General features: G+C 69.1%; 16 protein-coding genes and 1 pseudogene. 8 read left to right on the top strand and 9 right to left on the bottom strand.

Translation table 11 applies throughout. The features are described 5' to 3' along the window. The first annotated feature begins 112 nt into the window (after nt 1-112). The 6 genes from OG542_RS09685 to OG542_RS09710 all read left to right on the top strand — a co-directional run bounded on the left by OG542_RS09685 (nt 113) and on the right by OG542_RS09710 (nt 4,253). On the top strand, nt 113-997 hold the full coding sequence (locus OG542_RS09685) for an ABC transporter ATP-binding protein (RefSeq protein ID WP_328409952.1): 885 nt from the start codon (nt 113-115) through the stop codon (nt 995-997). Nucleotides 998-1,064: 67 nt separating this feature from the next. Beyond that, nucleotides 1,065-1,784 (top strand): ABC transporter permease, encoded by a 720-nt coding sequence (locus OG542_RS09690; RefSeq protein WP_328409954.1) that lies wholly within the window; start codon nt 1,065-1,067, stop codon nt 1,782-1,784. A 455-nt stretch (nt 1,785-2,239) separates the two neighbouring features. Then, nucleotides 2,240-2,773 carry a DUF4232 domain-containing protein gene (locus OG542_RS09695; protein ID WP_328409956.1) on the top strand — a complete coding sequence of 178 codons (534 nt, stop codon included), beginning with the start codon at nt 2,240-2,242 and terminating at the stop codon, nt 2,771-2,773. A gap of 203 nt (nt 2,774-2,976) precedes the next feature. Continuing rightward, nucleotides 2,977-3,195 (top strand): hypothetical protein, encoded by a 219-nt coding sequence (locus tag OG542_RS09700; protein WP_328409958.1) that lies wholly within the window; start codon nt 2,977-2,979, stop codon nt 3,193-3,195. A gap of 227 nt (nt 3,196-3,422) precedes the next feature. Then, nucleotides 3,423-3,704 (top strand): hypothetical protein, encoded by a 282-nt coding sequence (locus tag OG542_RS09705; RefSeq protein WP_328409960.1) that lies wholly within the window; start codon nt 3,423-3,425, stop codon nt 3,702-3,704. 57 nt (nt 3,705-3,761) lie between these two features. Then, on the top strand, nt 3,762-4,253 hold the full coding sequence (locus tag OG542_RS09710) for a CinA family protein (protein WP_328409962.1): 492 nt from the start codon (nt 3,762-3,764) through the stop codon (nt 4,251-4,253). A 208-nt stretch (nt 4,254-4,461) separates the two neighbouring features. On the opposite strand, the gene OG542_RS09715 is transcribed toward OG542_RS09710, so the two are convergent. Then, nucleotides 4,462-5,511 (bottom strand): DUF6183 family protein, encoded by a 1,050-nt coding sequence (locus OG542_RS09715; protein WP_328409964.1) that lies wholly within the window; start codon nt 5,509-5,511, stop codon nt 4,462-4,464. Nucleotides 5,512-5,615: 104 nt separating this feature from the next. Here OG542_RS09715 and OG542_RS09720 point away from each other — a divergent pair. Continuing rightward, nucleotides 5,616-6,071 (top strand): annotated as a pseudogene (locus OG542_RS09720) (substrate-binding domain-containing protein); the annotation flags it as partial. Between the two features lie 103 nt (nt 6,072-6,174). On the opposite strand, the gene OG542_RS09725 reads toward OG542_RS09720, so the two are convergent. Together OG542_RS09725 and OG542_RS09730 are read right to left on the bottom strand one after the other, a co-directional pair. Then, complete coding sequence (locus OG542_RS09725) at nt 6,175-12,255, bottom strand: hypothetical protein (protein WP_328409965.1); 6,081 nt, start codon at nt 12,253-12,255, stop codon at nt 6,175-6,177. Between the two features lie 89 nt (nt 12,256-12,344). After that, entirely contained in the window at nt 12,345-14,576 is a 2,232-nt protein-coding gene (locus OG542_RS09730) for a hypothetical protein (protein WP_328409966.1), read from the bottom strand. Between the two features lie 251 nt (nt 14,577-14,827). Here OG542_RS09730 and OG542_RS09735 point away from each other — a divergent pair, with 251 nt between their 5' ends. Beyond that, the gene (locus OG542_RS09735) at nt 14,828-15,331 is read left to right on the top strand and encodes a hypothetical protein (protein WP_328409968.1); all 504 of its coding nucleotides are present in this window, start codon (nt 14,828-14,830) and stop codon (nt 15,329-15,331) included. A gap of 48 nt (nt 15,332-15,379) precedes the next feature. On the opposite strand, the gene OG542_RS09740 is transcribed toward OG542_RS09735, so the two are convergent. The 6 genes from OG542_RS09740 to OG542_RS09765 all read right to left on the bottom strand — a co-directional run bounded on the left by OG542_RS09740 (nt 15,380) and on the right by OG542_RS09765 (nt 23,990). After that, nucleotides 15,380-15,607, bottom strand: coding sequence for a hypothetical protein (locus tag OG542_RS09740; RefSeq protein ID WP_328409970.1), 228 nt, complete (start codon nt 15,605-15,607; stop codon nt 15,380-15,382). Between the two features lie 279 nt (nt 15,608-15,886). Continuing rightward, nucleotides 15,887-16,360 (bottom strand): hypothetical protein, encoded by a 474-nt coding sequence (locus OG542_RS09745; RefSeq protein WP_328409972.1) that lies wholly within the window; start codon nt 16,358-16,360, stop codon nt 15,887-15,889. Nucleotides 16,361-16,368: 8 nt separating this feature from the next. Further along, on the bottom strand, nt 16,369-20,160 hold the full coding sequence (locus OG542_RS09750; RefSeq protein ID WP_328409974.1) for an SGNH/GDSL hydrolase family protein: 3,792 nt from the start codon (nt 20,158-20,160) through the stop codon (nt 16,369-16,371). Between the two features lie 1,073 nt (nt 20,161-21,233). Continuing rightward, nucleotides 21,234-22,535: an MFS transporter gene (locus OG542_RS09755; RefSeq protein WP_328409976.1), complete on the bottom strand. Its 1,302-nt coding sequence runs from the start codon at nt 22,533-22,535 to the stop codon at nt 21,234-21,236. Continuing rightward, nucleotides 22,532-23,668 carry a PLP-dependent cysteine synthase family protein gene (locus OG542_RS09760; protein WP_328409978.1) on the bottom strand — a complete coding sequence of 379 codons (1,137 nt, stop codon included), beginning with the start codon at nt 23,666-23,668 and terminating at the stop codon, nt 22,532-22,534. Before OG542_RS09760 ends, OG542_RS09755 begins: the two co-directional genes overlap by 4 nt. A gap of 139 nt (nt 23,669-23,807) precedes the next feature. Beyond that, nucleotides 23,808-23,990, bottom strand: a complete 183-nt coding sequence (locus tag OG542_RS09765; RefSeq protein ID WP_229845194.1) for a hypothetical protein — start codon at nt 23,988-23,990, stop codon at nt 23,808-23,810. Nucleotides 23,991-24,815: the final 825 nt, after the last annotated feature.

The raw sequence follows: 24,815 nt of genomic DNA on the forward strand, positions 1-24,815 counted from the left end.
TCACGGGCGGCACCAGTGACACCGCGTCATGAGTTCACCCCCCGAAATGTCACGCCGCGACGGTGACACCACGGCACTGCCGGACGAGCGTGACAACGGCTGAGATCGACGCATGACCTCGACACCAGTCATCGACGTTGAACGCCTCAACCTCAGCTACGGCGACTTCCACGCCGTGAAGGACCTGTCGTTCCAGGTGAGGAAGGGGGAGCTCTACGCACTGCTCGGCACGAACGGGGCCGGTAAGACCTCGGCCCTGGAGACCGTCGAAGGCCACCGCGCGGCCACCTCGGGCACCGTACGGGTCTTCGGCCAGAGCCCCCGCGACCGGCGGTCCGTGCGGCCCAGGATGGGCATCATGCTCCAGGAGAGCGGGTTTGCCCCGGACCTGACGGTGAAGGAATCCGTCCGGATGATCGGAACGCTCTCCCGGCGCGGGGACAGGGTCGAACGCGTCCTCGACGTCGTCGACCTCACGCACAAGGCCGGCACCAAGGTGTCCCAGCTCTCCGGCGGCGAGAAGCGGCGTCTGGACTTCGCCACGGCCGTGTACGGGAAGCCTGAGCTGATCTTCCTCGACGAGCCCACCACCGGATTGGACATCCAGTCCCGGGACGCCCTGTGGGAAGCCGTGGACAAACTGCGCGAAGACGGATCCACCATCGTGCTCACCACGCACTACCTGGAGGAGGCCCAGGCGCGCGCCGATCGCGTCGGGCTCATGCACAAGGGCGCCTTCCACCAGGAAGGGACCGTCGCCGAGCTGACGCGGACCCTGCCGGCCGTCATCCGCTTCTCCCTTCCGGCCGCCGCACCGGCGCTGCCGCTGCGGGCCGCGCGTGAGAGTGACGGACGGGTTCTCGTCGAGACCTTCGGCCTGCAGGAGACCCTCTACGCCCTGCTCGACTGGGCGCACGCCAACGGGCTGGAGCTGCGGGAACTCGAAGCCGGGCCGACCCGGCTCGACGACGTCTTCCGCGCCATCGGCGACGACTAGCCCCTCCCCCAACGGCAACCGGCCCCAAGCCCTCCCCCCGGAACCTCCCAGGAAAAGGCCTTTCACCATGCTCTCAATCGCTCTCGGCGAGCTGATCCAGATCTTCCGGAACCGGCTGGTTCTGGTCACCAGTTTCATCATGCCCACGGCGGTCAGCGCGTACTTCATCCGCCAGCACGAGGTCTTCGCGGACCTGGGCAGCCTCGGATACATCGCGGCGGTGGTGGTGTTCACCGTGGGGGCGTTCGGGCTCTACACGACCACGGTGACGACTCTGGCCTCGCGCCGTCAGAACCTCTTCCTCAAGCGGCTGCGCTCCACCCCGGCGGGCGACGCCGGCATCCTCTCCGGGCTGATGCTCCCGGTCACCGTCCTGGCGCTGATCCAGGTGGTGGCGATCCTGGTGGTGCTGGCCTCGGTCGCCGGCGAACCGGCCAACGTTCCCCTCCTGGCGGCGGCGGTCCTCTCCACGGTCGTCATGATGCTCGGCCTGGGACTGGCCACGGCCGGACTGACGAACTCCCCCGAGCACGCCCAGGTGACCACGCTGCCGGTCAGCCTCGGCACCATCGCCGTCGCCAGCTGGGTAGGGATCACCGGCACCGAGGAACTCACCCTGCTCAAGCGGCTGCTCCCCGGCGGCTCGGCCACCGAACTGGTCCTCAACGCCTGGAACGGCGGCGTCCCCGTGGCGGACTCCCTCCTCCTGCTGGCTCCCACACTGAGCTGGGTCGTCGTCGCCATCGCGCTTGCTTCCCGCCTGTTCCGCTGGGAGCCACGCCGGTGAGCGCGGACAGCGCGGAAGGGGATCAGGCCTCGCGGGATCAGGCCTCGCTTCCCCTGAGGCCGCTGCGTACCAGCCCGACCACCTCGTCCTCGGACAGGCCGAGGGCGTTCGCCTCGGACTCACTTCGCCGTCCACCGGACCGAGATGTGCGTTCCGTTCGGGAGAGGCGCTCGGCTCCGGCGGAGGAAAGGCCCGGGCGACCGTGCGTTGCCATCCGGCCGGGCCGGTGACGGCGCGTCACCGCGAACAGGACGGAACAATCCCGTATTGCGTCGGCCTCCCCCGTCCCAGCACACCGTTCCAGGCGGTCAGCGTCTCTGCTGGTCAGCACCCGTTCCAGCGTTCCGGCGTCCCATCATCACCGTGACTTGTGGCGGGCGGGACGGATCGCGGAACAAGCTGCGGTCGTCCCAGCAGCCCGCTGGGCGACCCACTTCTGCACGATGGAGATCTCGATGCGTTCGCGCTTTGCCGCCCGCCCCGCCCGCCTCGCCCTGGCCGCCGTCGCGGCGGTGGCCCTCACCGCCACCGCGACCGCCACCGCCACCGCCACCGCCACCGCCGACAGCCGAGGCAGCGCCGCGCGGGCCTGTGGAACCAAGGACCTGACCTTCAAGCTCACCACGGAGACGCAGGCGGGTGGCTACTTCCTCGTCACCGCCAAGGCCAAGTCGGGCGTCACCTGCTACCTGAAGGGCGTCTTCCCCTCCGCGTCCTTCGGCTCGGCCGCCGATACGGAGGTGGCACCGGCCGAGCACGCTGTCAGCGAGAACGTCGTCCTCTCCGGCTCCACCCGGGCCTACGCCGGCATCAACCCCAAGACCACCAACAACGACTACGGCAAGGAGTTCGACCGGCTCCACCTCTCCATCGCGGGCGACGAGGCCAACTCCATCAGCCTCGACCTCCCCGAGACCGCCCTGGTCGACAGGCCCGTCGCCACCAACTGGCACGCCGACCCGGCCGACGCCGTCCCCTTCTCCGACTGATGCGCACACCGGGCGCCTCCTACGGGGCGCCCCCGACCAGGTGATGACCACCGACGCGCACGCAGTGCCCGCGAAGCGATGAAGTGAGCCCGAGCTTGTGGAAGATGCTCGCTGAGCAGTTGGCTCAACGCTCTGAAGAAAAACAGCCGAGTAGCGCCGATTTGGCCTAGTTACGCATACGGCCCGTGATCGTTCAGCAGTACATGACCAACACGCGACGCACGCTCGCCGCCCTGGCTCTCGCGGGTGCTGCCCTGACCACCACCGGCACCGCTCATGCCGCCGCCCCCGGCGACAAGGGCGACCAGACCAGCAGCACTGCCGTGAGCACGAGCGAGAACAACCTTTTCCGCAGAGCAACCAACGCCCTCAGCCCGCTCACCAGTCTCCTTCCGGTGAACCTCAACGACCTTGGCCACTAGACGAATGTCTCGGCCGTGACTCCGGGCCCCGGGGATCTCATGGAGATTCCCGGGGCTGACCCATGGGGTGTTCGGCAACAGACCACGCACGGCACGGTCCACAAAGGGCGTTTTCCCACCGGCTCGGAATCCTCCGGGTCCTGGAAGCCCTGGAACGCGATTGCCGGTTCAAGGTCTATTACGCGGGTGAGCGGCGCCCGACCAAAGCCAGTTTCGAACGGCCGGATGTGGGGGCGCACCGCGACTCCGCCGCCCTGCGCGAAAGCGCGCGCTTCCTGCTGGTGATGCCGAAGGACCTGGTATCGAGTTCCTACGTCGAGGCCGGATACGCTTTGGCGCTCGGCATACCGTCCGTCTACTACCACCAGAGCGACATCCGGCTGCCGTTCATGCTCCGCCAGGCCGCGCAGTACAGCCCGGACTTCCCACGCTGCAAGGAGTACGAGTACCAGCGGATCGACGACATCGTGCGCGACATCGAGGAGAGCGGGACCTCCCGCTGCGACTGATTCAATGAGCACTCGCGCGACGGGCACCCCGGCGCAGCCCGCAACGGAGGAGTCTTTGTGACACTGCAGGACATCGCGGCACGGCTCGGTTCGCTGCTCCGCGCCGGCGGTCTGTCCGTCAGCACGGCGGAATCCCTCACCGGCGGCATGCTCGGCGCGACGATCACCGGCACGCCCGGCGCATCGGACTACTACCGCGGGGGCGCGATCACCTACGCGACGGACTCCAAGGCGACGGTCCTCTCCGTCGCCGAGGTGACCCTCGCCTCCGACGGCCCCGTGAGCCCGGCGACGGCCGAACAGATGGCGCGCGGTGTACGGGAGTTGTTCGGGAGTTCCCTCGGTGTCTCGACAACCGGCGTCGCCGGACCCACCGGCCAGGACGGCAAGCCCGTGGGACTCGTCTACATCGGCGTCTCCGACACGGAGCGCACGGTCAGCCACGAGTTCAGAAGCACCGGATCGACGCGCGACGAGGTGCGCCGCCAGGCCGTGGAGCGGGCACTGAGCCTGCTTGTCGACCATCTTGACCGGCCGGAGAAGAGCTGACGGAGCCGTGCGGCAATGTGTACGGCCGTAGCGATCATCCTTGAGACAACTGGCCGCCGAGCGCGCCCTCAAGCCCGGCTGGTACTACGGCGACGAGTTCACCACCCCCGAGAACGCCCTCTCCCCCACCCCACATAACCCGACCCACAAGGTGGCGTGAGCCCACGGCAGCTCCTCCTGACGAGGCGGGAGGAGCCGCTTGGTCACCTCACCCGAGGAAGTCGCGGTCGGCGTCAGTATCGGTCGCCGCCAGCACCGCGACCCGGGTCCGGGTGGGATCGAGTACGGCGAACGCCGCATCCGAGGTGTCGTGGTGGAACCAGTCCGTGAACGCCATGAAGCGCAGCCACCGGTAGTCCGCGGCGCGCCGCACTGCATCGACGAGCGGTGTGGCGACAGGCAGCCCCAGCAGCGCGTAGAAACTCCCCCAGGCGTACAACCGTGCGTACGCGCCGCCCTGCCCCTGGCCATTCGCTCCCCCATAGTACGAAGCCGAGAACAGTTCGTTGAGCACGTCGTCGGGTGTCGTCGCGCAGGCGAGCGCGCTGCCCCGGCGGGTGCCTTCTCCTCCCATGCAGTCCAAGGGCAGTCCCTTGATGAAGGAAATGTTGAAGTCCTCAGGGCTGAGCGGGCGCGACAGCGTGAAGAACCGTGCCTCGGGCTGACAGGCCCATCCGCCGGTCGTGAACGGCCGGGCAGCCTCCTTCTCCCGCCCGTCGTCACGTACGTCACCGGCCATGCGACCGGCGACGGCCCCGCTGTCGGTCGGGGGGACTTCCGGGAATCGCGACCGGAGCTGCTTCGCTGTCTTGATCGAACCCAGTCCCCGGACCCGAACCGTGAACCGATGCTCGATGTCGAGTCGCGTCCTGGGCAGCCGAGCCAGCGGGTGTCCCCTCTCACGCAGCCTTTCGGCGTAGGCGTCCAGGGGACGCCGCCCACTCCCCGAGCCGATCAGCGCCAACTCTCCGAGGAGGCAGGCCCGCAGCTCGAGCGCGGGGCCCTCGATTCCCTCCGGCAACTCGCCGAACAGAGGCTCGAGATCCGGCAGATGCTGAGTCCTGACCAGCTTCGCGGCCACCGAGCGCATGAGCGAATCAGCTTCATTGCGATCCAAGGCCTCAGGGGGCAGCAGCTGATCCACGATATCCACGGCAAACGCCGCACAGTCCCGCGAGCGCGTGTCGGCGAGAGTCTCGGCGATTCGCCGGACGGTCCTTGCCGCAGAGACGCCGGGCGTCACTTGGTTGTGGCTCACGCGCCGAGTCTACGAACAGGAGATCAAGTAACTTTGCTGAGGCATAAGTGCCTTGGTAGAGCAATGCGACGGGGGAAGCGCGTGCCATACCGGCCGACAGATACAGCATTGTCAGCTCCAACCGTGCCGGGGCCCAGGACGGTGTCGCCCATCTGATCGCCCACGGGCACCACCGCGTCGGATTCGTCGGCGACCTGCCCGTCAAGCTGTACACCCGCCGCGAACGCCTCGCCGGATACCGCGCCGCCCTGCGAGAAGCCGGCACCCCCCACGACCGCTCGCTCGTCGCCAACGCCCACGACCAGCCGGGCGCCGAGGCCGCGACCGCCCAACTCCTCGAACTGACCGATCCCCCCACCGCCCTGTTCGCCGGCAACAACATCATGGCGCTCGGCATCGTCGCCGAACTCGCCCGCGGCAAGCGCAAAGACGTGGCCGTCGTCGCGTTCGACGACGTATCACTCGCCGAGGCGCTCGAACCGGCCCTGACGGTCGTCGCGCAGGACCCCGAGGAACTCGGCCGCAGCGCCGCCGCCACCGCCCTGGCCCGGCTCGACGGCGCGGCCCAGCCGGAGGAGGCCGGGTCCGGACCGGCCTCCTCCTCGCACCGCGCTCGCCGACCGCTGGGCACGGAGCCGCACCCCCCGGTAAGACCGTCTGGGCCTACCCGCGGAGCGCCACGCACTCACGGAGCAACGGTTCCAAGCGCAACTGGGTGTCCTCGCGATCGAAGACCTGGAGAGCGTCGAGGCAGGTGACGATCCACTCGGCCTCGGCCTCGTCCTCGATCCTGGCCCGTACGGCGACGGCGGTCACCGCGCTCTCCATGTCGAACGGGTCCTCCTTGAACTCGTCGGCGAGGGCCCGGTAGCCCGTCGCGAGCACCGGGTCCGCGTACACACCGGTGGCCTCGGCGAAGGCGCGGGCCTCGGTCCGGTCCGCGCGCAGGCCTGCCAGGCGGCGCAATGCCTCTTCAGGGTCGCCGAGTTCGCCATGCAGTCGGTGCGACCGGTCGACCAGGAGCGGCCAGCCGCCGGTCAACTCGTGGAGCCGGTCCAACCGGTCCTCGCGCTGGAACATGTCGACGCGCTGGGCCCAGCCGCGCAGGCTGCGGCGGTCGTGGCGGCGCAGCACCACCGGGGCGGCCGAGGTCGGCTCGTCGCCGGTCAGCAGGGGGCGCCACAAGGCCAGCTGGGTGGTGTCGATGACGAGGACGACCGCGCGGGTCACGCCGGGGGTGAGAGGCAGCAGCGTCTCGGTGAGGTCGACGGCCTCCCGGCAGGTCTCGGGACGCACCGCGTCCCGGTAGTTGACGAAGTCACTGATGACGACGCGTCGTTCGCGGGGGCGGCCGCCGGTGAGTTCCTGCTTGTAGACGCTGGGTTTGCCGACGGGCGGCAGCGTCCAGTCGGCGATGCCCGCGGTGAGTGCCCGCAGGGCGTGGGTGACGTCGCCGACGCCGGTGGCGGGGGTGCCGAGGACGACCCTCGTCTGGTTGGACCGCCGGCCGAGGAGGTCGTCCAGCTGGGTGTTGGTGAGCGGTGCGGGCCGGCCGTCGGGCAGCTCGGGACGGCCTTCCTGCACGATGCTCTCCTGGAGTTCGCAGTCCTCTTCGGCCCTGAGCAGGCGGGCTTCCACCTCGTGGGAGGTGCCGATCATGCGCAGGGCATTGGGGCCGCGCAGGTGCCAGCCCAGGCCGTCGTGGTTGGGCGCGAGGATGCCGAGGCCGACCATCTCGGAGAGGTAGGCGCGGAAACCCTCGGTGTCCAGCTGTTCGAAGCCCTTCCGCCAGTACGTCTCGCACTCCTCGCGCAGCTCGGTGTCGCTCAGCCGCACCTCGAGGCCGCGGTGGCGGGCGTGGTACGCCAGCACGTTGGCGATCACGTCGTAGCGGTGGTCGAGGCTGAGAGTGTCCTTGAAGGCCGCCGAAATGCTGTCCCTGAGTCCGGCGTCCGACTCCACGATCTCGATGTCGGCGAGCTCCACCGGGTACGGAGGGCCCTCGGCGCCGCGCCGCGCCCGCTTGCGGTGCATCACCTCGACCAGCCTGTGCCCGAACATCTGGAGCAGGAAGGGCTGGTAGGAGCAGTAGCCGAGCACCCGGTTGACGAGATCCAGGTCCTGGATCTCGAAACCGAGTGCACGCATCGGCTCGAGCAGCAGATCGGCGGCGGACTGAGGGGCGAGCGGGCCGATCACCTTGGGGGTCTGCGCGAGATGGCCGAACGGCCCATTACTCGCGAGCTTTGAGAACCGCTGCACGGAGTGCAGACCGGCGAAGACGACCTTGGCACGGTCCTTGGTGTCGGAGCCGAGGCCCTTGAGCTTCTTGGTCTGGTCGAAGCGGGGAGCGTCCGCCTCGAAGAACTGGTCGCACTCGTCGAGCAGGATCAGCAGTCGTCGGCGCGAGTCCCCGTCGAGCCAGGCCCCGATGCCCGTGCGTACCCGTTCGGAGATGTCCTGTCCCGACTTGCGCCCCTGCGGCCGGCCGAGTACCTGCGCCTTGGTCAGCTCCCTGTGCAGGACGCTCCACAGGGCCTCCGGTCCCAGCGAGCTGCCCTTGCCGATGTTCTCCTGGTCGAGGTTGACGTACACCGTCTGGTGGTAGCCCGGGCGTTGCTCCTCGAACAGATCGCCGGCATCGCTGAGCAAGGCCGACTTGCCGAGGCCCCGGCCACCGAAGATGACCTGGGTGCCGCGCGGGTCGAGGATGCTCTTGCGTTCGGCGTCACGGCCGTAGAACATCTCGCCACCGATCCGGCCACGCTTCTCCCTGATGTAGGGGTTGACACCGGAGAACGGCAGCAGGGTGTGGGTGGTCGTGCTGACCTGACGGTTGCCGCGGGCCGCGAGGTAGGCGAGGGCGGCGTCGTCCACCACCAGCAGCGGCTGCGACAACCGGTCTGAGCCGACGGCGAGTTCGACGCGGGACTCACGGCTCAGCGTGCCGAAGTAGACGACGAGGAGACTCGCTCCGCTGGTGTCGCGCTCGGCCCAGCTCATGACGACCTTGGCGGGCGGCCGGCCCCAGACCATCAGCACCCGCAGGTTGCCGCCCTGCTCCCTGATCTGCGAGCCGAACGCGGGCGCCTTCGCCCTGCCGTTGATCTCCACTTCGGTCGCTTCGAAGAGTCGGTACTCACGTCGGCGCAGGTGCGGGGACCGCTCGTCGAGTGGCCTGGCGCTCTTGGCGTCGTAGCCGAGGAGCTTGAGGAGCGGCGGCACCCGCCGCGTCGGGGCCACCTGAAGCCGGTCTTTCGGCTCGGTGGCGCTCAGCACCCGCCACTCGTCGAGGGCGTCGGCCGCCAGTGCCGCCTCGTCGGTGGACAGAGCACTGTAGTCCAGGACGGGGATCGTCGGGTGCTTGCCGCCGGACCGGACGAGGTCGATGAGGTCGCGGTCGATACCCCTTGGCAGGCCGTCGGGTACGGCCGGGAAGAACTCGGTCAGATGGGACTCGCCGGTCTCGATCTCCGGGACGGGTTCGCCGATCTCCAGGAAGTAGACGAGGTCGGCGGCGGTGGCCAGGCCGCCGGTGTCCAGGTGCCGCAGAACCTGGGCGCGCTCCTCCGCAGTGGTGTCCAGGGCGTCGAGCCGCGCCCTGATCCGGTCATCCGCCTGCTGCCGGAAGGCGGGCAGGGCGCTGCGTACGGTGTCGAGCGCCCGTCGCACATCCACCAGGTCATGTGTGTGGGTGCCGTCGAGCCGCTCGCGGACATCGGCCAGCAACTCCTGGAGGCGCAGATCCTGGTCGTCGGTCACCGCGCCGTCGGCCTGTGCGCGGTGCAGCTCGGCGACGAGTTCGTCGTGTGCCGTGCGCAGTTCCGTACGCCTGTTGGCCTCCCGTTCCTCGATCTCGGCAAGCGTGGGCGGCGTGAACTCCTCGGCCTGTGCGGCAGGCAGCAAACCGCGTCCGGCCAGCTCGACGATGGTGCGGGCCGCGGTGAAGGCATCGTGGTCAAGCCGCTCGGCGAGGCCGTCCTGCCAGCTCCGGTCGACCGCGGTGAGCAGCCCGTCGAGTGATGGCCGTTCGTCCGGGGTGTCGCAGACCTTCAGCAGTTCCGCGTCCAGCACGAGCTCAGGGGCGAGCGAGCCGGTGGGGCGCGTGGTCGCGGTGTCACCGGTCAGCAGCGCGAACAGCTCCTCCATGGAGGCGCGTGCCGCCCACGCCGTCGCGTCGGCGACGGCGCCTGAGCGCCGTGCCGGCTGCTCCAGCTCAGCCAGTGCGGCCTCCTTGCCGTCCAGCAGGGAATGACGCAGGGAGGAGATCTCCTTGACCGCCCGGCCGCTGTCGGACCGGTCGCCGCGGCGGGTGCCGTCCACCGCCAGACACCACTCCCTGACCAGGCCGGCGGCGCGCTCCACGACGTGCACCAGGTCCTGGCGCCCGGAGCCCTGGAGCGGTTTGCCGCTGGGCGAACGGTGCTTGCGGTCCATGCGGTCGATCTCGTTGTTGACCTCGGCCGGTTTCGACAGGCGTTCGGCCTGCTCCCGCACATGCGGGAGCGCATCGCGGTTGTCGCGGACCACGGTGATGAGCAGCGATCCGAGCATCCCGTCGGGGGCCAGCCATCGCTTGGCGATCTCCGTCGCCCGCGCGAACCGCAGCCTCTGCGGGGCCAGCAGGGCACCGCACTGCTCGCGCAGCTCCCGCAGCCGGGCATCCCGCTCCGCGTCGTCGGCGATGACGACCAGTGGTGAGGCGAGCAGGGCGCCACTGAGGGCACGGTCAGCAACTGCGGTGGCCGCCTCGCCGAGACGGTCCGGGAGCCGGGGCACCAATGCCTTGAGCTGAGCGCCCGCCAGATGGTCACCGGTGATCAGCGCGGTGCGCAGCAGGGCGGGCAACAGCAGGAGTTCGCTGCCCTCCGTGTCACGGCCCGCGTATCCGCCGTAGCTCTGGAGCAGATCCGCGGTCAGCCGGGCTCCCTGACTGTCGCCTGAGGTGAGCAGCGCGGCGGCACCGGCCAGGCGGAGCGCCGCCGCCTGCGGCTCGGGGTGGCCGGCGGCGCTCGCCACGTGGTGGGCTAGTCCGAAGCGCCGCTCGACTACCAGCCGCGCCAGGGCCCGCTCCGCAGCGGTCTCGTCGGCACCCTCGTCCTCGTTCGCCTCGTCTTCCTGCTCGGACGTGGCCGGGGCGGAGGCCGTTACCGGGGCGGGTACGTGCTCGTCGCACGGTCCGGCGGAAGTGAGCCCGGGCGCGGAGGACGGGGCGGGCGCGGAGCCGGCGTCCGGGGGCGTGAGCGGTGCCTGGTCGCTGTCGGCGGGCGCCGTGGCCCGTGCGTCGTCGGTATCGAGCGGCTCGGAGGCCGTCGTGTCGGGCGCGGCGGCTTCCGGTTGGGGGGCGGGGTGGGCCGCGGACTCCTGGGTGGGGTGGCCTGAGGTCTCGCTCTCCGGGGTCCCGTCTGCCTGCTCGGTGGGCTGTATGCCTCCGTGTTCCCCGATCGTCGGACCGTCGGCAGGCTCCGCAGCCTCCGCCTCCGCCCCGAAGGGCTCGCGGCCGACGGCCTCCGGCTGCGGCAACGTCAGTTCGGGAGCCATGACCGCCGCCATGGCACACGCCGGCAGCACTCGCACGACCTGCTCCTGCAGAGCCAGGATCTCCGCCGCGGCGTCCGCCTGCCGCCCCAGCCGGATGAGCCGGGCCAAGGCGGCGAGCGCAGCGCTCTCCTCTCGTTGCGCCTGCTCCCACACCGGCGCGTCCAGCAGGCGGTGGGCCACACCTCGCACTGCCTCGGCGGCCGAGGCAGCGGGGCTGTCCGGGCGGCAAACGACATCCAGCAGTTCCCGCAGTGTCTCCCGTGCCCGGAGGTCATGTTCGTGTGCCGCCCGGTGCGCACCTGCGGCGCGTGCCATGTCCTCCAGGCGTCGGGGCACCCTCTCGATCCCCGCCGCACGGAACACCGCCTCGGCACCGTCGAACACAGAGGCCAGCGCAGTCAGCGGAGCCAGCGCCTCGTCCTGCGGAGGACAGCCGTCGGCGACCGCGCCTGCCACCTTCTCCACGGCTTGCCGGGCCAGGGAGAGAGCGGACTCCAGCTCTCGGCAGACCGCGTCCGGCTCCGTCACCCGGGCGTCCCGGGCGTCCTCGGACGCCGTCCCGGCCACGTCGTTCGAAGCTGCCGCGAGCGGCGGCTCCGGCTCCTCCGCCGCGCCGGGTGCGAAGCCCGGGTGCGCCACCACAATCGACCGCGCCGCGTCACCGGCAGCGGTGAGTCGTACCGCCTCATTCTCGTCGGCCGTGTCCGCGAACCAGTCCTGGTCCGCCGCCCAGGCAAGGATGCGGGCATCGGCGACGGAGGCGTTGCACCACGCGAACACCGTGGCCCGGACCAGCTTCGCTCCCCAGCGGGAAACCGGGTCGGAAGCCGTCTCACCGGCATGTGGGAAGACGAAACCGCCCACCTGATTCATCACTGTGACCGTGAGTCCCCTGACTCCGCACGTGCAGGTGTGCAGCCGTGCCTCGCGCTGCAACCTGGTGAGAACGTCCCGGCACAGGGACCTGCCCGCCCGTCGAGGAGCCGCCATGCGAATGCCCAGGCTGCCGAGCAACTTCTGTCGATCCCTGGGCGACAGTGAGTTGAAAGCGAGTTCCACCATGTCGACCGTGAGGTCGTTCAGGGCGGTGACGGCCGGGTTTGTCAAGGCGTTGAGCGCGTCGGCCAGGCCTTGGAGTTCCTCGGCCGAGACGCTCGGCGGGGACAACGGCGGCCCCGTGACGACGCGGTAGCAGTCCTGCATGTACGCGTACTCCTTTTCTTCGCTGTTCAGGGATTGGGCGCGTGATCGGCCCACTCGACGCCGAGGAGCCTGGATGAGGGAGGAAGGGATCAGTGACCGCGCGTGTGCTCGGTGACGAAGGTGTATCCGTAGGGCAGTTCCCAGCCGTCCGCCTTGCCGAGCCTGCGGCAGTGCTCCCGAAAGGCCATGCGCTGAAGCTCGCTGGGCGAGCACCCCGGCCGCAGGCGGCGCAGATGGCCGGGGACGAACTGGATACCGCGCAGCCCCCCGCCGCCCGGTTCCGTGCCGCCCCATGGACGTATCACCCGCCGCCGGGCGGGGCGGTAGCCGAGGAGGGGGATGGCCGACTGCCCGTCGAGTGCCGGGAAGTGCGGCTGGCCCCAGGCATCGCGGCTGCCGAGGGCCGGCTCCAGGACCCGCTCCGCAAGCAGTTCCGCGACCGCCGCTTCCAGGGCGGCTGTCTGTGACCGTGCCGGCCGGCTCCCGTAGGCCGCACTCGGCAGGACCGAACGGTCCAGCAGGGCATGGCCGTCGAGGGTGAGCAACCCGCAGCGGCGCAGGGTGCGCATCACCAGCTGCCGGGGGCCGAGCCCGACGGCTGAGTCACCGTCGCGGTCACTGCCGGGAGCATCCTCCCGAGTGAGCACACAGGGGTCGTAGCAGTGCCCGATGACACGGTCGCCGACCTGCACCGGCTCCTCGAGCCGTGTCGTGGTCACCCAGATCACCATGCTGCCGCGGGGCCGGCGCATCTCGAGCATCAGGCCCGGGAAGAAGGCATCGGGCCAGGAGACTCCGGTCAGCCGACCGGTGTCGTCGCCGAGTTCGGCGGTGACGAGCTGAACTACTTCGGTCTCGTCCGATACCTCGCCGACATGGTCGAGTTCGAGGCGTGTCGTGGGGCATCGGCCATGGGACCGGCGAAGTTCTCGCGCCACGTCCGGGTGCAGGGGTAACCAGCCGTCCATGAGCTGGACCAGCCGCAGGGTCGACCGCCAGACGATCTCCTTCGCGTCGCTGCGCACGAGTTCAATGGGGCCGAGGGAGGCATCGTCGGCGAGGGGCAGGTCGACCGGATGCAGCTCCGGCTCCGGCTCCGGTGGCGCGGGGAGCGTGGACGCCCAACCGCGTCCCGCCGGGACCAGCGGATCTTCCGGGGTCTCCGCCTCACCGGGATGATGGGACCGCCACACGCCCCCGCTCTCGAAGGCGTCGTCGAGCATGATCCGGGCGCCGTTCTGGAACAGGCCCTGGTCGCTGTCTCGCTGGACGACATCGGCTAGCGTCACATTGGCCCGGCACACCGCCGCGGCGTACCCCGTTCCCGTGAGCAGTTCCGTCGCCCCGGGAAACCCGCGAAGCCGCGGACCGACGGCCGTGTACACGGTGACCGGTGAGACGAGCCCGTAGCGCCGCTTCGCCGGGATGGCCGCGTGTTCCACCGCGGCCACGAGGGACTTGAGGTCATCACCGCCCAGCGGTCCGCTGTCACGCCAGCAGTTCGCGAGGGAGGTCCGGGTCATGGCGTAGTGGCCCCAAGTGCGCAACGTGTCACTGGAGTCGAGGGCACCCCGCACCGTGTCGAGGAGACCGAGCAGACCCGCCCGCAGGTCCTGGTCGTGTGTGCCGCCCACCAGTTCGGCCAGGGAAACGGGAACGAAGGGACTGAGCAGTTGTTCCCGTGCCGTCGTCAGGAGATGGTCCGCATATGCCGTCAGGTCGTCGCGCCGGGCGGCCTCCGGGGACGGATAGCAGACGTCGACGACGACATGGCCATCCCCGTTGATCCAGCGCTGGCGCGCACGTAAGCGGTGGAGCTGGGCCGGTGTCAGTCTCAGGGCCGGTCCGAAGGCCTGCAGATCCGGGACCAGGAGCTCCCTTCGCCGTGGAGCGGCCCCGCTGTCCGACTCACCCGGCCCTCCGGCCCCCGCCGGCGCCCCCGACACCCAGGCCGGCACATCGCCGTGGAGGCTCACCCCCGGGTGGGCGCCTTCCCGATAGACGATCTCGGCATAGAGCGGGTCCGACCCGGTGGCGACGCACACCATGGCGCCGACCGGCAGCACGGGCGCGCACTCACCGAAGGTGATCACGGGGAAGTCGTCGAGGCGCAGCGGGCTGCCGCCGTACCCCTCGCCGCCGAGGTCGTACCCGAAGTACACGGCGTTGAAGGCGACAGCGGTGTGCACCGGCGCCGAGCGGGCCGCGACAACGGCTTCGAGATAGCGCAGCAGCCGATCCCGCTCCTGCTCGGGCACCGCGTCGTACCCCCTTGTCATGGCGGAAGTCAGCAGGGCCCGGTCCCCGTAGGGATCAGGCACCTCCGTCCCCCCGCGCTCGCCGACCGTCGCTGACACAAAAGGGTCCCCACCCATGACACCTCCGCCGCACCGCGGGCCACCCCGGCCCGGCGTGGGGTAATCCCCGCAGATTAGGCCTACGTATGGCGTTCCAGTGGCACTTTCATCACTTTGCGTTGGTTGACGGTGACCTCACGCCGAGCCCACTGAACGTGCGGCTGCTGGTCCTGGCCCGCATCGACCACGACGCGTCTCAATGAATGAGATCGACGATGATGGATGCCCAGTCGCACCAGAACGACGACAAGGGGGGTGACGTGGCCAGTCTGATCAGGCGCCAGGAGTGTCCGGTGAACGTGGACCACAACGGGTGGGCCTTGCAGGACTTCGACGATACGCAGGTTCCTGTGCTGTTCCCGGAGGGCTTCGACGGCGGCACGTTCCTCACTGGCCACCCTGGGCGCCTTGATTTTTACAGTGCCGGTCACACCCACACCGCGTCTCTGACGGTGGAGATCTGGGACGGGGAGCCCGCGGTGCCCGCCGGGGAGTGGGACGAGGTAGCACTGGCCGGCATCGTTTGTTCCTCGGGCAAGTTGCGCGCCAGGGGGATGGCGGCAGGACCGATGCCAGGGGCGATCGAGTTGTCGGACGGGCCGGGCGTCTGGGCGGTTCGAGTGGTGTGCACTGGCCGTGAGGCGGTGTTCGCGCAGACGCAGCAGGGTGTAGTGCACGGTGCAGAGCGGTACGTCGCACAGTTCTGGCCGAACGCCTAGGTTGCTGAGGGGTGGCTCGCGATCTCGCGAGCCGTCATGGGCGCAGGGTCAGCACGAAGACGTCGGAACCGCTGTGGCGGAACCCTGGCCGTCGGCGCCGGGGACGGGCCGGGTGAAGCGGTAACACTGGTCGACTGCTGCCCCCGAACTCGAGACGAGGACGGAGACGGTCATCGTGTCGCCCTCACGCACCACGTTCTTGACGTCGAAGGAACGCCGTCCGGTGGGGTCGAGGGCATCCTGTACCCCGGCGCGCGTCAAGTCCTCGGCGTACATGCTCGAGATGCGCGTCAGCGCCAGACGGACCCGGCTGCCGATCTGGGTGCTCGGACGGCATACATCGTCGTCCCGTTCGGAAACCCTCGAAGTCCACGCCTGGCCCGGGCGATGGGTGTAGGTGACGACGAAACACCGGGTCACCTGTACGGACCGCCACCGGGGAGCACGACCGCGTGGTCGTACCGCCGGTTCTGTCAGGTCCCACTAGCTGCCTTTGCATCCGATGCCGGCCAGTGGAGCACGATCTGTGCGTACGGCACGGCATGGTCGGCTGGATCAGTCGGCATCGCACTTCTCAAGCCGGCTTGTCTTCGACTGCGGATCGCCTGCGGCGTCCTCACGAAACACGATGGAATAGCAGCGATAGGCACGGGAGTATGAGGTGCCGAACATGGTGGTGTCCTCGAACTCCCCGAAGAAGCGGACGGTGGTGGCCAGTCGGCCTTCCGACCGGGCGTAGGAGGTAAGCCTGCCGTCGTGCCGTTCGGCGATGCCGCGCACGACTTCGCGGCCGGGGAAGCCGTCTGGGGCCGCCGCCACGTCACGCGCGTACGACCGAGCCAGGGCTGCTGTCCTGTTCAGGGCTTCTGCCTCGTTCTGGTCGTTCGCGCGTTCCTGGCGGTAGAGCATGGTCATGAGAACCGCAGCGACGATCAGCACCGTGACAATGGGCACCATGATGGCGGCGAGACACCCTGGGGACGGCACCGTGACGCGGTCGTGCCGCGCCACGGTGCCGTGATCGGACATACTCGTCCTCACTGATCCTCTCGTGTGACGGCCGCCATCGGGCCGGCCGTCATGAATGCCTGTGCGTAAGCGCTGGTCCCCGTCTGGTTCGGGTGGTAGCTCTCCCGGCTGAGGCAGGTGTCTCCCGTGAACCACCAGCAGAGCTGGGTGTTCTTGTCGCCGTGGTGGAAATCGCCGTCGCCGTTCGGCCCTGCCACGACCCCGTTGATTCCTTCCGGCGAATCACAGATACGCTTTCCCTCGAACGCCGACTGCGGGGACCGGTACCTCACGTTGTCTGCGTTCATGGAGAGGGCCAGCTCACGCTGTTCGTTCTCGAAGTACTCGGCCATGTCGTTGAGAATGACACGCTGGGATGCGCTCACCAAGGTCGAGCACGCCTGAGTGCGGCTGAAGAGCAAGGGGTAGCCCATCAGCGAGATCGTAGCGTTCGACGCCTGGGCATGGATCTGTTCCAGCACCGTCCGAGTCTCGGCTACAGCAGAGTCGATGTCTGCCTTCATCGAGGCCTCCGACGGGCACCCATTCCTCACACACGTCTGAATCTTGTTGTCGAATCGCGCGTCGTTTCCACCGATGGTCAGCATGACCGAAGTGGTGTCCGCACTGAGCGCCCCCGAGTCGATCTGGGTCTTCTCGTGGAAGTTCCCGTCAAAGCCCCAGGCATTGGGGTTTCCCTGGGTCATCTGCTGCGTCTTGGCTCCGGAGCATGCGGTGAACTGGAAGTCCAGCGCCGGATCGAAGCTGTCCGCGAGCGTGCCGACGCTTTTCGTCTGGCCCGGGAGAATCACCTTGCGCGGCCAGGAGTTGTCGCTGCGCCGGCAGGCGTTCCAGCTGCTCTTGCCGTGGCCCCTGTCGGACTCGGGCGAATAGGCTCCGGCACCCTCGCCGGAGGTGTAGGAGTCGCCCATGGCGACGACCATGTGCTTCGGCTTGCCCGAGAGCGGCTGGAAGGCGACGGCGTCCCAGGCGACGTCCTCGTCCGCGGTGCCGTCGTCAGTGGTGTTCGTCAGCTCCACCCGTGGGGTGCCGGTGAAGCGGTAGACGCCGAGTTCGACCCAGGTGTTCTTGCTGAAGTGGGTGTTGACGTAGCGGTGGCGGTCACCGCCCGCGACTCCCTTGATCACATAGTGGGCCTGCTGGGTGTGCGCCCCGGTGTCCGGCATGTGCGCGAAGACGCGGGCCCACTCGACGCTGCGGCCGAGGGTCCAGGTGCCGTCGATGGTCATCCGTGCTTTGGGGCCGCCGAGATGAGCGGTGTCGCGGGTGTGGGTGTACCAGAAGTGGCCGCCGTGCCCACCGCCGATCTGGTGCAGGTCACCCTTTGCCTCGAACGGGCCCAGCCCCGGGCCGGTCGCCGCCGGGTTGGGATGGAACGTGAACTGGAAGTTCCCGGCGTCGGTGCCGGACGATCCGCAGTCGCTGTAGGTGTCGACGTTGTCGGGGAGGGAATCCACGATCAACGCCCCGGCGGGGGCAGCGCCGCACTCCGGCGTGCCGTACTTCAGCCGATAGCCGCGGCCCGGCTCCTCGCGCAGCGTGACGTACTTGATGCTCTCGTTGCCGCAGTCGGCGTCGCAGTTCGGCTTCCACGTCACGTTCGAGCCGCGCCACCAGTACCTCTCGTAGCACTTCGCGTCGGGACAGTCCGGCGGGTTGGCGGCGTCGCAGTTGTTGGTGGCGTTGCAGAACGCGTCCAGCGGCGGCTTGACCCGGTCGCGCTGCCCCGGGTTGATCCACCAGGCGGGCCGGAAACCGGCGGAGGAGAACCCGGACTCGCCGGGCCAGTCCTGCCGCCCGGAGGTTGCGTAGGAGAGGCCGGTGTCCATGGACCACGCGGACCAGCCCATCACCTTCTCCTGGTACGGCCAGTTCTGAGGCTTCGCGGCGTCACGCGGGTCGGACATGAACGGATCCCGCGAGGGCGGGTAGACGGGGTTCGCCGGGTTGTTGTACCAACCCAGGCCCCACGGCTTGCCGTCACCGTTGTTCTCGTTGAAGCCGAGGTTGTAGTTCCACAGCGCGGCGAACCAGTTCTCCGGCTTCGAGGGGTCGTCGTTGTTGACGGTGATGGTCTGCCCGGCGGTGTGCACCTGGTTCCACTTGTCCGCGAGGATGTACATCGACGCGGCGATGTTGACGGAGTAGTCCAGGGCCACGGCCTTCTGCTTGGCCGGAGACAGGGACGTCTCGCCGGGCTTCTCGAGTCCGGCCAGGCGCATGCCGTCGGTGACCTGGCCGACACCATAACCGCAGTCCGACAGGTGCCAGTTGATCCTCCAGTAGGCCTCGGAGGTCTCCCCCTTGTGCCCGTAGAACCCCGCGATCGCCGCCTGCGGGTTGCCCATCTGGCCGGGAATGGCACCCCCTTCGGCCTGCCACAGGTTCGACTCCTGGGCGAGTACGCCCAGCAGCACCTGCGCGGGGATACGCGCGCCGGCCTTCCCCTTCAACGTGGGGGCCGGGAACAGTCCCTGCGGGTCGACGGTGCCCAGGCCTGAGCGCCAGCCGCCCTGCTTGATCCACTTGGCGCGCAGTTCGCCGCGGATGGCCATGTTGACGGCCCACTCGACCTGGTTCGAGGTCGGCTGCAGCGCGAGCGCTTTGACGTCGTTTCGGGGAATGGAGCACCAGCGGTCCGTGTCGACCGGATTGTGCGGGTCGGCCGCCTGTGCCGCCCGCCCGCTCTTCCCGGGTGCCCGCCCGGCCCCGTCGGCCGCACGCAGGGCCGGAGAGAAGGCCCCCTTCCCTGTGCCGCTGGTTGTGTCGGTGACCGCCTGGGTGATCTTCTCACCGGTTGCCGTCGCGATACTGCTGATGGTCAGCGGCGCGGCATCCTCATCCGTGGGGTCCTGGGACGTGCGCGCCCGGGGCGAGGGTTCGGCCTTGGTGAAACCCTTCCCGGCATTCCCGATCCGGTCCAGGCCCGCACGCACGCCGGGCATCAGCACAGGGTCGACGGCCAGTCGGCCGTGGCTGGACACATCCGTATCCGACGGCACCTTCAGGCGGGCCACCGCTGTGCCCGTGAGCTTCGCGTTCGTGGTGTCCCCGGTGAGGAACGCCCGCCCACCGGCGCCCTGTTCGAGGGCCAGGTCTCCGAGCTTCCCCGACGCGAGCGTCGACGGCGTGCCCCGGCCCTTCCACAGCTTGGCACGGGCCGTGCTGCCACTGCGGTCGAGGAACGCGATTCCCGTGCGGGTGGGGCGGATGTCGAACGGCACCCCGTCCGCGGCAGCCAGCCTCTGGAGCTTGCTGTCCGCCGGGTCGACGTGCACCAGGTGACGGCCGTGTGCGGCGACGAGACCGTCCTTCGTCGGGACGGCCGAGGTCACCTGACCAGTGACGGTGGTATCGGTGGTCGTCTTGCCGCTGGTATTGACCGTGACGAGCCGGGTCTTGTGGTCGCGGAACGCGGTGAACGCGGCCGTCCGGGTCTCGGGGTTGCACGACGGGTCGAAGTAGGCCAGTGAGCCCGTGAAGGGCAGTTTCGTCACGCGGCCGGACTTCAGGTCGACGACCGCGGTGAACGCCCCACCCTGCATCAGATCCGGCTTGTTCGTGAACGTGCGCGGCGCATACACGACCGCGGCGTGGTCACGGTCCATGACGCAGGAGTTACCGATCCACGAGTCCGCCGGCATGCCGGGCTCCGCCAGCGTGGCAACAGTCCGCCACTGGTAGGCGTCCTTGCTGTCCGCCACGAGGACCTTGAACCCGCCGCTGTCCGCCGCGGTGGTCACCGCCCGGTCCACCGAGGTCTTCCAGTCCTTCCCGAGCCTCTTGCCGGGATTCGGCACACGCGTGGGCGGATCGGACGACGGACTGCCCGAGGGCTTCGGAGACGACTTCGGGCCGGGAGAGCTGGAGTCGGCGAACGCCGGCGCGACTTGTATGAGCCCGGCCAGGACCGCAGTGGCCGCAAGGCCCGCGATCCCGGTAAGGGCAGATCTGAGAACTCTCAACTGCTCTCCTCCAATGGGGAGCTTTCGAGCATGGGTGCCAGGACTGCTTGCGGGCCGGCCGTTGGGGGACGACGCCTTCGCAGTCGGCGAGGATGTCCTGCAGGATCACGAGCTGGTTCGGGAAGAACTCGCTGCACTGCCCGGAGGGGTAGCGGCAGGTCGGATCTGTACCGCAGCACCAGAGGCGAGGCTCGACTCCGCGAGCTCCTCAGGGAACTGCCGGGATGTCGGCATTGCCCATGCGGACCTGGACACCGTCGAGCAGGGGTGCCAGGGACAGAGCGGGGCCGGATGCTGCCGCCGCTCCTGTTGGTCACGTCCCCTGCGACGGCGCGGCGCTCCGGAAATGCCGCGAAGGCAGGAGAGTCTCTTCTGTCAGGGCCGAGCGATCTCGGGCACGCTGAGACAGATCGACCTTGAAGGCGACTGCTGGCATCGCGGCATGACGAACCCCCATTCCCCCGTAACGACGCTGGTTCCCGCGGTCGCTGGCCGAAATGCGCTTGAGTGGGTCGTCATGCCCCGCCCAGCACGACAGTCACTATAGGCACAGGCCAACAGCGGGTAACAAGCGGTAACTTCCGTATCACACACGCTGGTTGGCCAGATATGGCCGCCCGTCGCCACTCGCCATCCGTGAGTTACCTGAGTGGCTCCTGTGAAGCCATGGCGCAGGTCGACCGAAAATCAATTGCGGAAGAGGGGAATCCAAGGTCCTGTCGTCCAGAGTGACAGCCGTGACTCAGGGTCCGCAGTCGACGCCTGTGACACTCCTGCCTGACTGGGGCGGATGCCGCTGTTTTCCTTCTCGAGGCTCTGACCTCGCCCGGGGCACGTAGCGGTCGGCTCGAAAAGGAGCAGGGGTGGGGCGCCGTGTGGCGCCCCACCCCCAGGCCGAAGGGTCAGTGTCAGACGGTGGCGTGAAGCGGCTCGGAGCCGGAAGCCGCCGTCAGGCGGCCGGTCCGGTACAGGCCGTAGAGGGCGGCCGCACATGCCAGGCCGAGCGCGAACAGCGTGATCCATGGCAGCGCGGGAACCCCGGCTGCCCGTGCTGCATCGAGTGCGGCGCCCGTGCCCAGGTTCCCGACGGTGATGCCGACACCGCAGATCGTGTTGTACAGACCGTAGTGGGTGGCGACGAGGCGGTCACCGGAGAGGCGGACGATGGTGTCCATCTCGAACGGGTAGGCGATCATGGTGCCGATGGCCAGCAGCAGCGCGGCAAGCGTCGGTGGTACCGCCGCGAGCAGCCACAGGCCGACTCCGGATTCCGGTACCGGCACGGCGGTGGCGAGCAGTAGGGGCACGAAGGCCAGCCCCATCGCCGCCAGCCCGCGCACGAGCGCCTGTCCTGGCTCGTACCGCGCCTTGCACCACGCCGTCACGCGTGTCTGTCCGAGGATCGTGGTCAGCCCGGAGACGGCGAAAAGCATCGCCACCGCCGCCGTACCGAACTCCCCGTCGCCACCGAGCCGACGCACTTCCAGCGGAAGCGCCAGGTAGACCTGGAAGGACAAGACGTACGAACCGATCATGGCGACGGAGAAGAGGAGGAACGGCCGGTTGGCGAGAATGCCACGCCATTGCGCGAGCACACCTTGGCCGACGCCGTCCTCCTGCCGCTTGGCGTCCTCGGATCGCCGGGCGGGCAGCGCGCGGATCTGCACGACGCTCAGCACCGCGAAGATCGCGGCGGACACCAGGCAGGTGATGCGGAAGTCCACGCCGGTCAGCACCATGCCCGCCAGCGGGCCCAGCAGGATGCCTGCCTGGTAGAACACGTTGAACAGGGCGAACGCCTCGACCCTGCGCTCGCCGGCATCGGCCGCGAGGTAGGCCCGAACGGCCGGGTTGAACAGTGCTCCGGCCAGCCCCGTCGCCGCTGAGGCGGCGAGCAGCGCGGGCAGCGAGTTGACCAGTCCGAGGGTCGCGAAGCCGAGAGTGCGCAGCACGCATCCGGCGACGATCAGCGGCTTGTAGCCGAGGCGGTCGGCCAGCGTCCCGCCGACCAGGAACATGCCCTGCTGGCTGAAGTTGCGTACGCCGAGGATGAGTCCGACGAGCCAGCCGGCCAGCCCGAGCGTTCCGGAGAGGTGGGCGGCCAGATAGGGCATCAGCATGTAGAAGCCGAGGTTGATGGTGAACTGGTTGACCATCAACAGCTGGACGCTGCGTTCGTACGACCGGACCTGGGTGAGCAGCCCCTTCACCGGCCCACCTCCGAGGAGCCGGACTCGGCGCCGGGGACGTCCTCGGCGACGTCTTGCTCCGCGCCCTGCAGAGTGAGGGGATCGACCACGGTGGTGCACCGGGTCCAGCGAGCGGCCTCCTTCTCGTCCAGGCGGCCGATGAGCTCGGGTTCGGGCGCGGGTGGTGAGTTCAGCAGGCCGTGGGCGGCGCAGTAGTCGTCGTCGTAGACCGTCCCCAGGTAACGCTGCGGGCCGTCAGGGAAGATCGCGACGATCCGCGCGTCCGCGGGCATCGTCCGTGCCAGCCAGCCGGCCACCAGCGCGACCGCGCCCACGCTCCACCCTCCGGTGGCGTAGTGGGAGGCTGCCAGTTGACGGCACGTCCACACGGCCTCGTGCGGAGCCACCCAGTGAACCTCGGAGAACTGCTCGTAGGCGACGTTGCGGGGGTAGATGCTGGAGCCGAGTCCGCGCATCAGCCGAGGGCGGGCGGGCTGACCGAAGATCGTGGAACCGGTCGTGTCCACCCCTACGACGGTCACCTCCGGGTAGAGCTGTCGCAGAACTCGAGAGACGCCGGCCGAGTGGCCGCCGGTGCCGACGCTGCACACCAGCACGTCGATGTGGCCCATCTCCGAGGCGAGTTCGAGTGCCAGTGGGGTGTAGGCGGCGACGTTGTCCGGGTTGCTGTACTGGTCCGGGCACCAGGAGCCGGGGTGCTGTTCCAGCAGCCGCTGCACGCGCTCGCGGCGGGCCTGCTGCCAACCGCCGGTGGGATGAGGCTCGGAGACGACGTTGACCTGGGTACCGTACGCGGTCAGCAGCCGGGTCATGGACAACTCCAGCCCCGGGTCGGTGACCAGGGTGACCGGGTGGCCGTACACCATCCCGGCCAGAGCCAGCCCCAGGCCGAGGGTGCCGCTGGTGGACTCGATGATCCGTCCGCCGGGTCGCAGGTCGCCACGGGCCCGGGCCCGCTCCACCATGTGCAGCCCGGGGCGGTCCTTGATACCGCCGGGGTTGAACCCTTCAAGCTTCGCCCAGAAGCCACGTCCGGCCGGAGCCAGTGGCTCTGACACCCGCAGCAGCGGAGTGTTGCCCACCAGCCCGGACAGGGCGGGCTGGCCGGACTCGGCCTTGGTCAATGACTGCATGTCTGTGTTTTCACTCTCGCTCGATGAATGCACGGTGCAGGGTTCATCTCGCGCCCTGCGGCGACAGGGCGGACCGCGGTCCGCGTGCAGGCCTTGGGTGCGCGGCAGCGACGGGGTCCGTCAGCTGCGAGCGAGTGGTCTAGATCCGCCACCGGGACGTACGGGCGAGCGCCACGCGGCCGGTGCGTGTGCTGCGGCGTCTGCGCAGTTCATGCCGTGCCGGCGGTCTTCCCACCACCGCGGACGCGGCGACCAGGACGACCACGGCCATCGCGCCGAGGGGAAGCTTCTCCAGCGACTGGGCCGCCGCACGGACGACCATGTTCGACGCACAGTCCTCGGCTCCGTGGGGGCCGTGGGAGCCGTGGGGCTCACCACCCGCGGCAATCGTCGAAGCAGCGGCGGGAACGGGTCTCGAATCGTGCGTCTCCTCGGCCGTGCCATGAATGACGGCGCACATCATGAGCGCCATGACGAGGGCGCCGCGGATGGCCGAGACGAGTCGGCGTGGCCAGGATGAGCCACCTGGGGCCCATAGGGCATGAGCGGGGATACGGAAGCGTGTCGGCACAGGTCCTCCGCGCTGCTGCCTCATCTCCAAGGAGGATGGAGTGAGGCGCAGACATGGGTTGGGGGGCAGGACGGCATCGACGAGCGTGACGACCCATCAGGAGTACGGGACACGACGCTCGTCTCGTGGTACCAGCGGAACCGGCGACAACCGGCGGGCTGGTCGGAGAGTTCCGTCCTTCTAGACCTGCTGCACCACTGAGGCTGCTCTCAAAGCCGCGGGTGGGGCACCGTCCAGGGGCCTACCAGCCGCGGGAAAACGCGCGGTGGAAGCGTTATCCGCGCTGGCTGATTCGCGAACCGACGCTGCAAAGCAGGGCGATACGAACGCAGAACCCTGCTGAGGCTGCCCCGATGCACACTGCTCACCAGGATGTGACGGCTCATGACCGCCGTGGTCATCGTCGACTTCCCCGGCGATCAATGGTGACGGCTCCGCGGTTGCACGGCGGACGTCATTAACCGAGGGTGCAGCGGATGCGGTTGCACTGGCGGAGAGGTGTCCACTGACGCTTTCGACGTGCACGCCGTGCGTCACGACGACCCCGAACAGCAAAACGGCCAGGGCCAGCACGCG

This window comes from Streptomyces violaceus (assembly GCF_036014075.1).
In the GTDB taxonomy this organism is placed as follows: Bacteria; Actinomycetota; Actinomycetes; order Streptomycetales; family Streptomycetaceae; genus Streptomyces; species Streptomyces violaceus.

Bases quoted from the DNA above. Each gene is read 5' to 3' on its own strand.
- OG542_RS09685 (WP_328409952.1), top strand. From the start codon at position 113: ATGACCTCGACACCAGTCATCGACGTTGAACGCCTCAACCTCAGCTAC.
- OG542_RS09690 (WP_328409954.1), top strand. From the start codon at position 1,065: ATGCTCTCAATCGCTCTCGGCGAGCTGATCCAGATCTTCCGGAACCGG.
- OG542_RS09695 (WP_328409956.1), top strand. From the start codon at position 2,240: ATGCGTTCGCGCTTTGCCGCCCGCCCCGCCCGCCTCGCCCTGGCCGCC.
- OG542_RS09700 (WP_328409958.1), top strand. From the start codon at position 2,977: ATGACCAACACGCGACGCACGCTCGCCGCCCTGGCTCTCGCGGGTGCT.
- OG542_RS09725 (WP_328409965.1), bottom strand. From the start codon at position 12,255: ATGCAGGACTGCTACCGCGTCGTCACGGGGCCGCCGTTGTCCCCGCCG.
- OG542_RS09735 (WP_328409968.1), top strand. From the start codon at position 14,828: ATGATGGATGCCCAGTCGCACCAGAACGACGACAAGGGGGGTGACGTG.
- OG542_RS09740 (WP_328409970.1), bottom strand. From the start codon at position 15,607: ATGTACGCCGAGGACTTGACGCGCGCCGGGGTACAGGATGCCCTCGAC.
- OG542_RS09745 (WP_328409972.1), bottom strand. From the start codon at position 16,360: ATGTCCGATCACGGCACCGTGGCGCGGCACGACCGCGTCACGGTGCCG.
- OG542_RS09760 (WP_328409978.1), bottom strand. From the start codon at position 23,668: ATGCAGTCATTGACCAAGGCCGAGTCCGGCCAGCCCGCCCTGTCCGGG.
- OG542_RS09765 (WP_229845194.1), bottom strand. From the start codon at position 23,990: ATGGTCGTCCGTGCGGCGGCCCAGTCGCTGGAGAAGCTTCCCCTCGGC.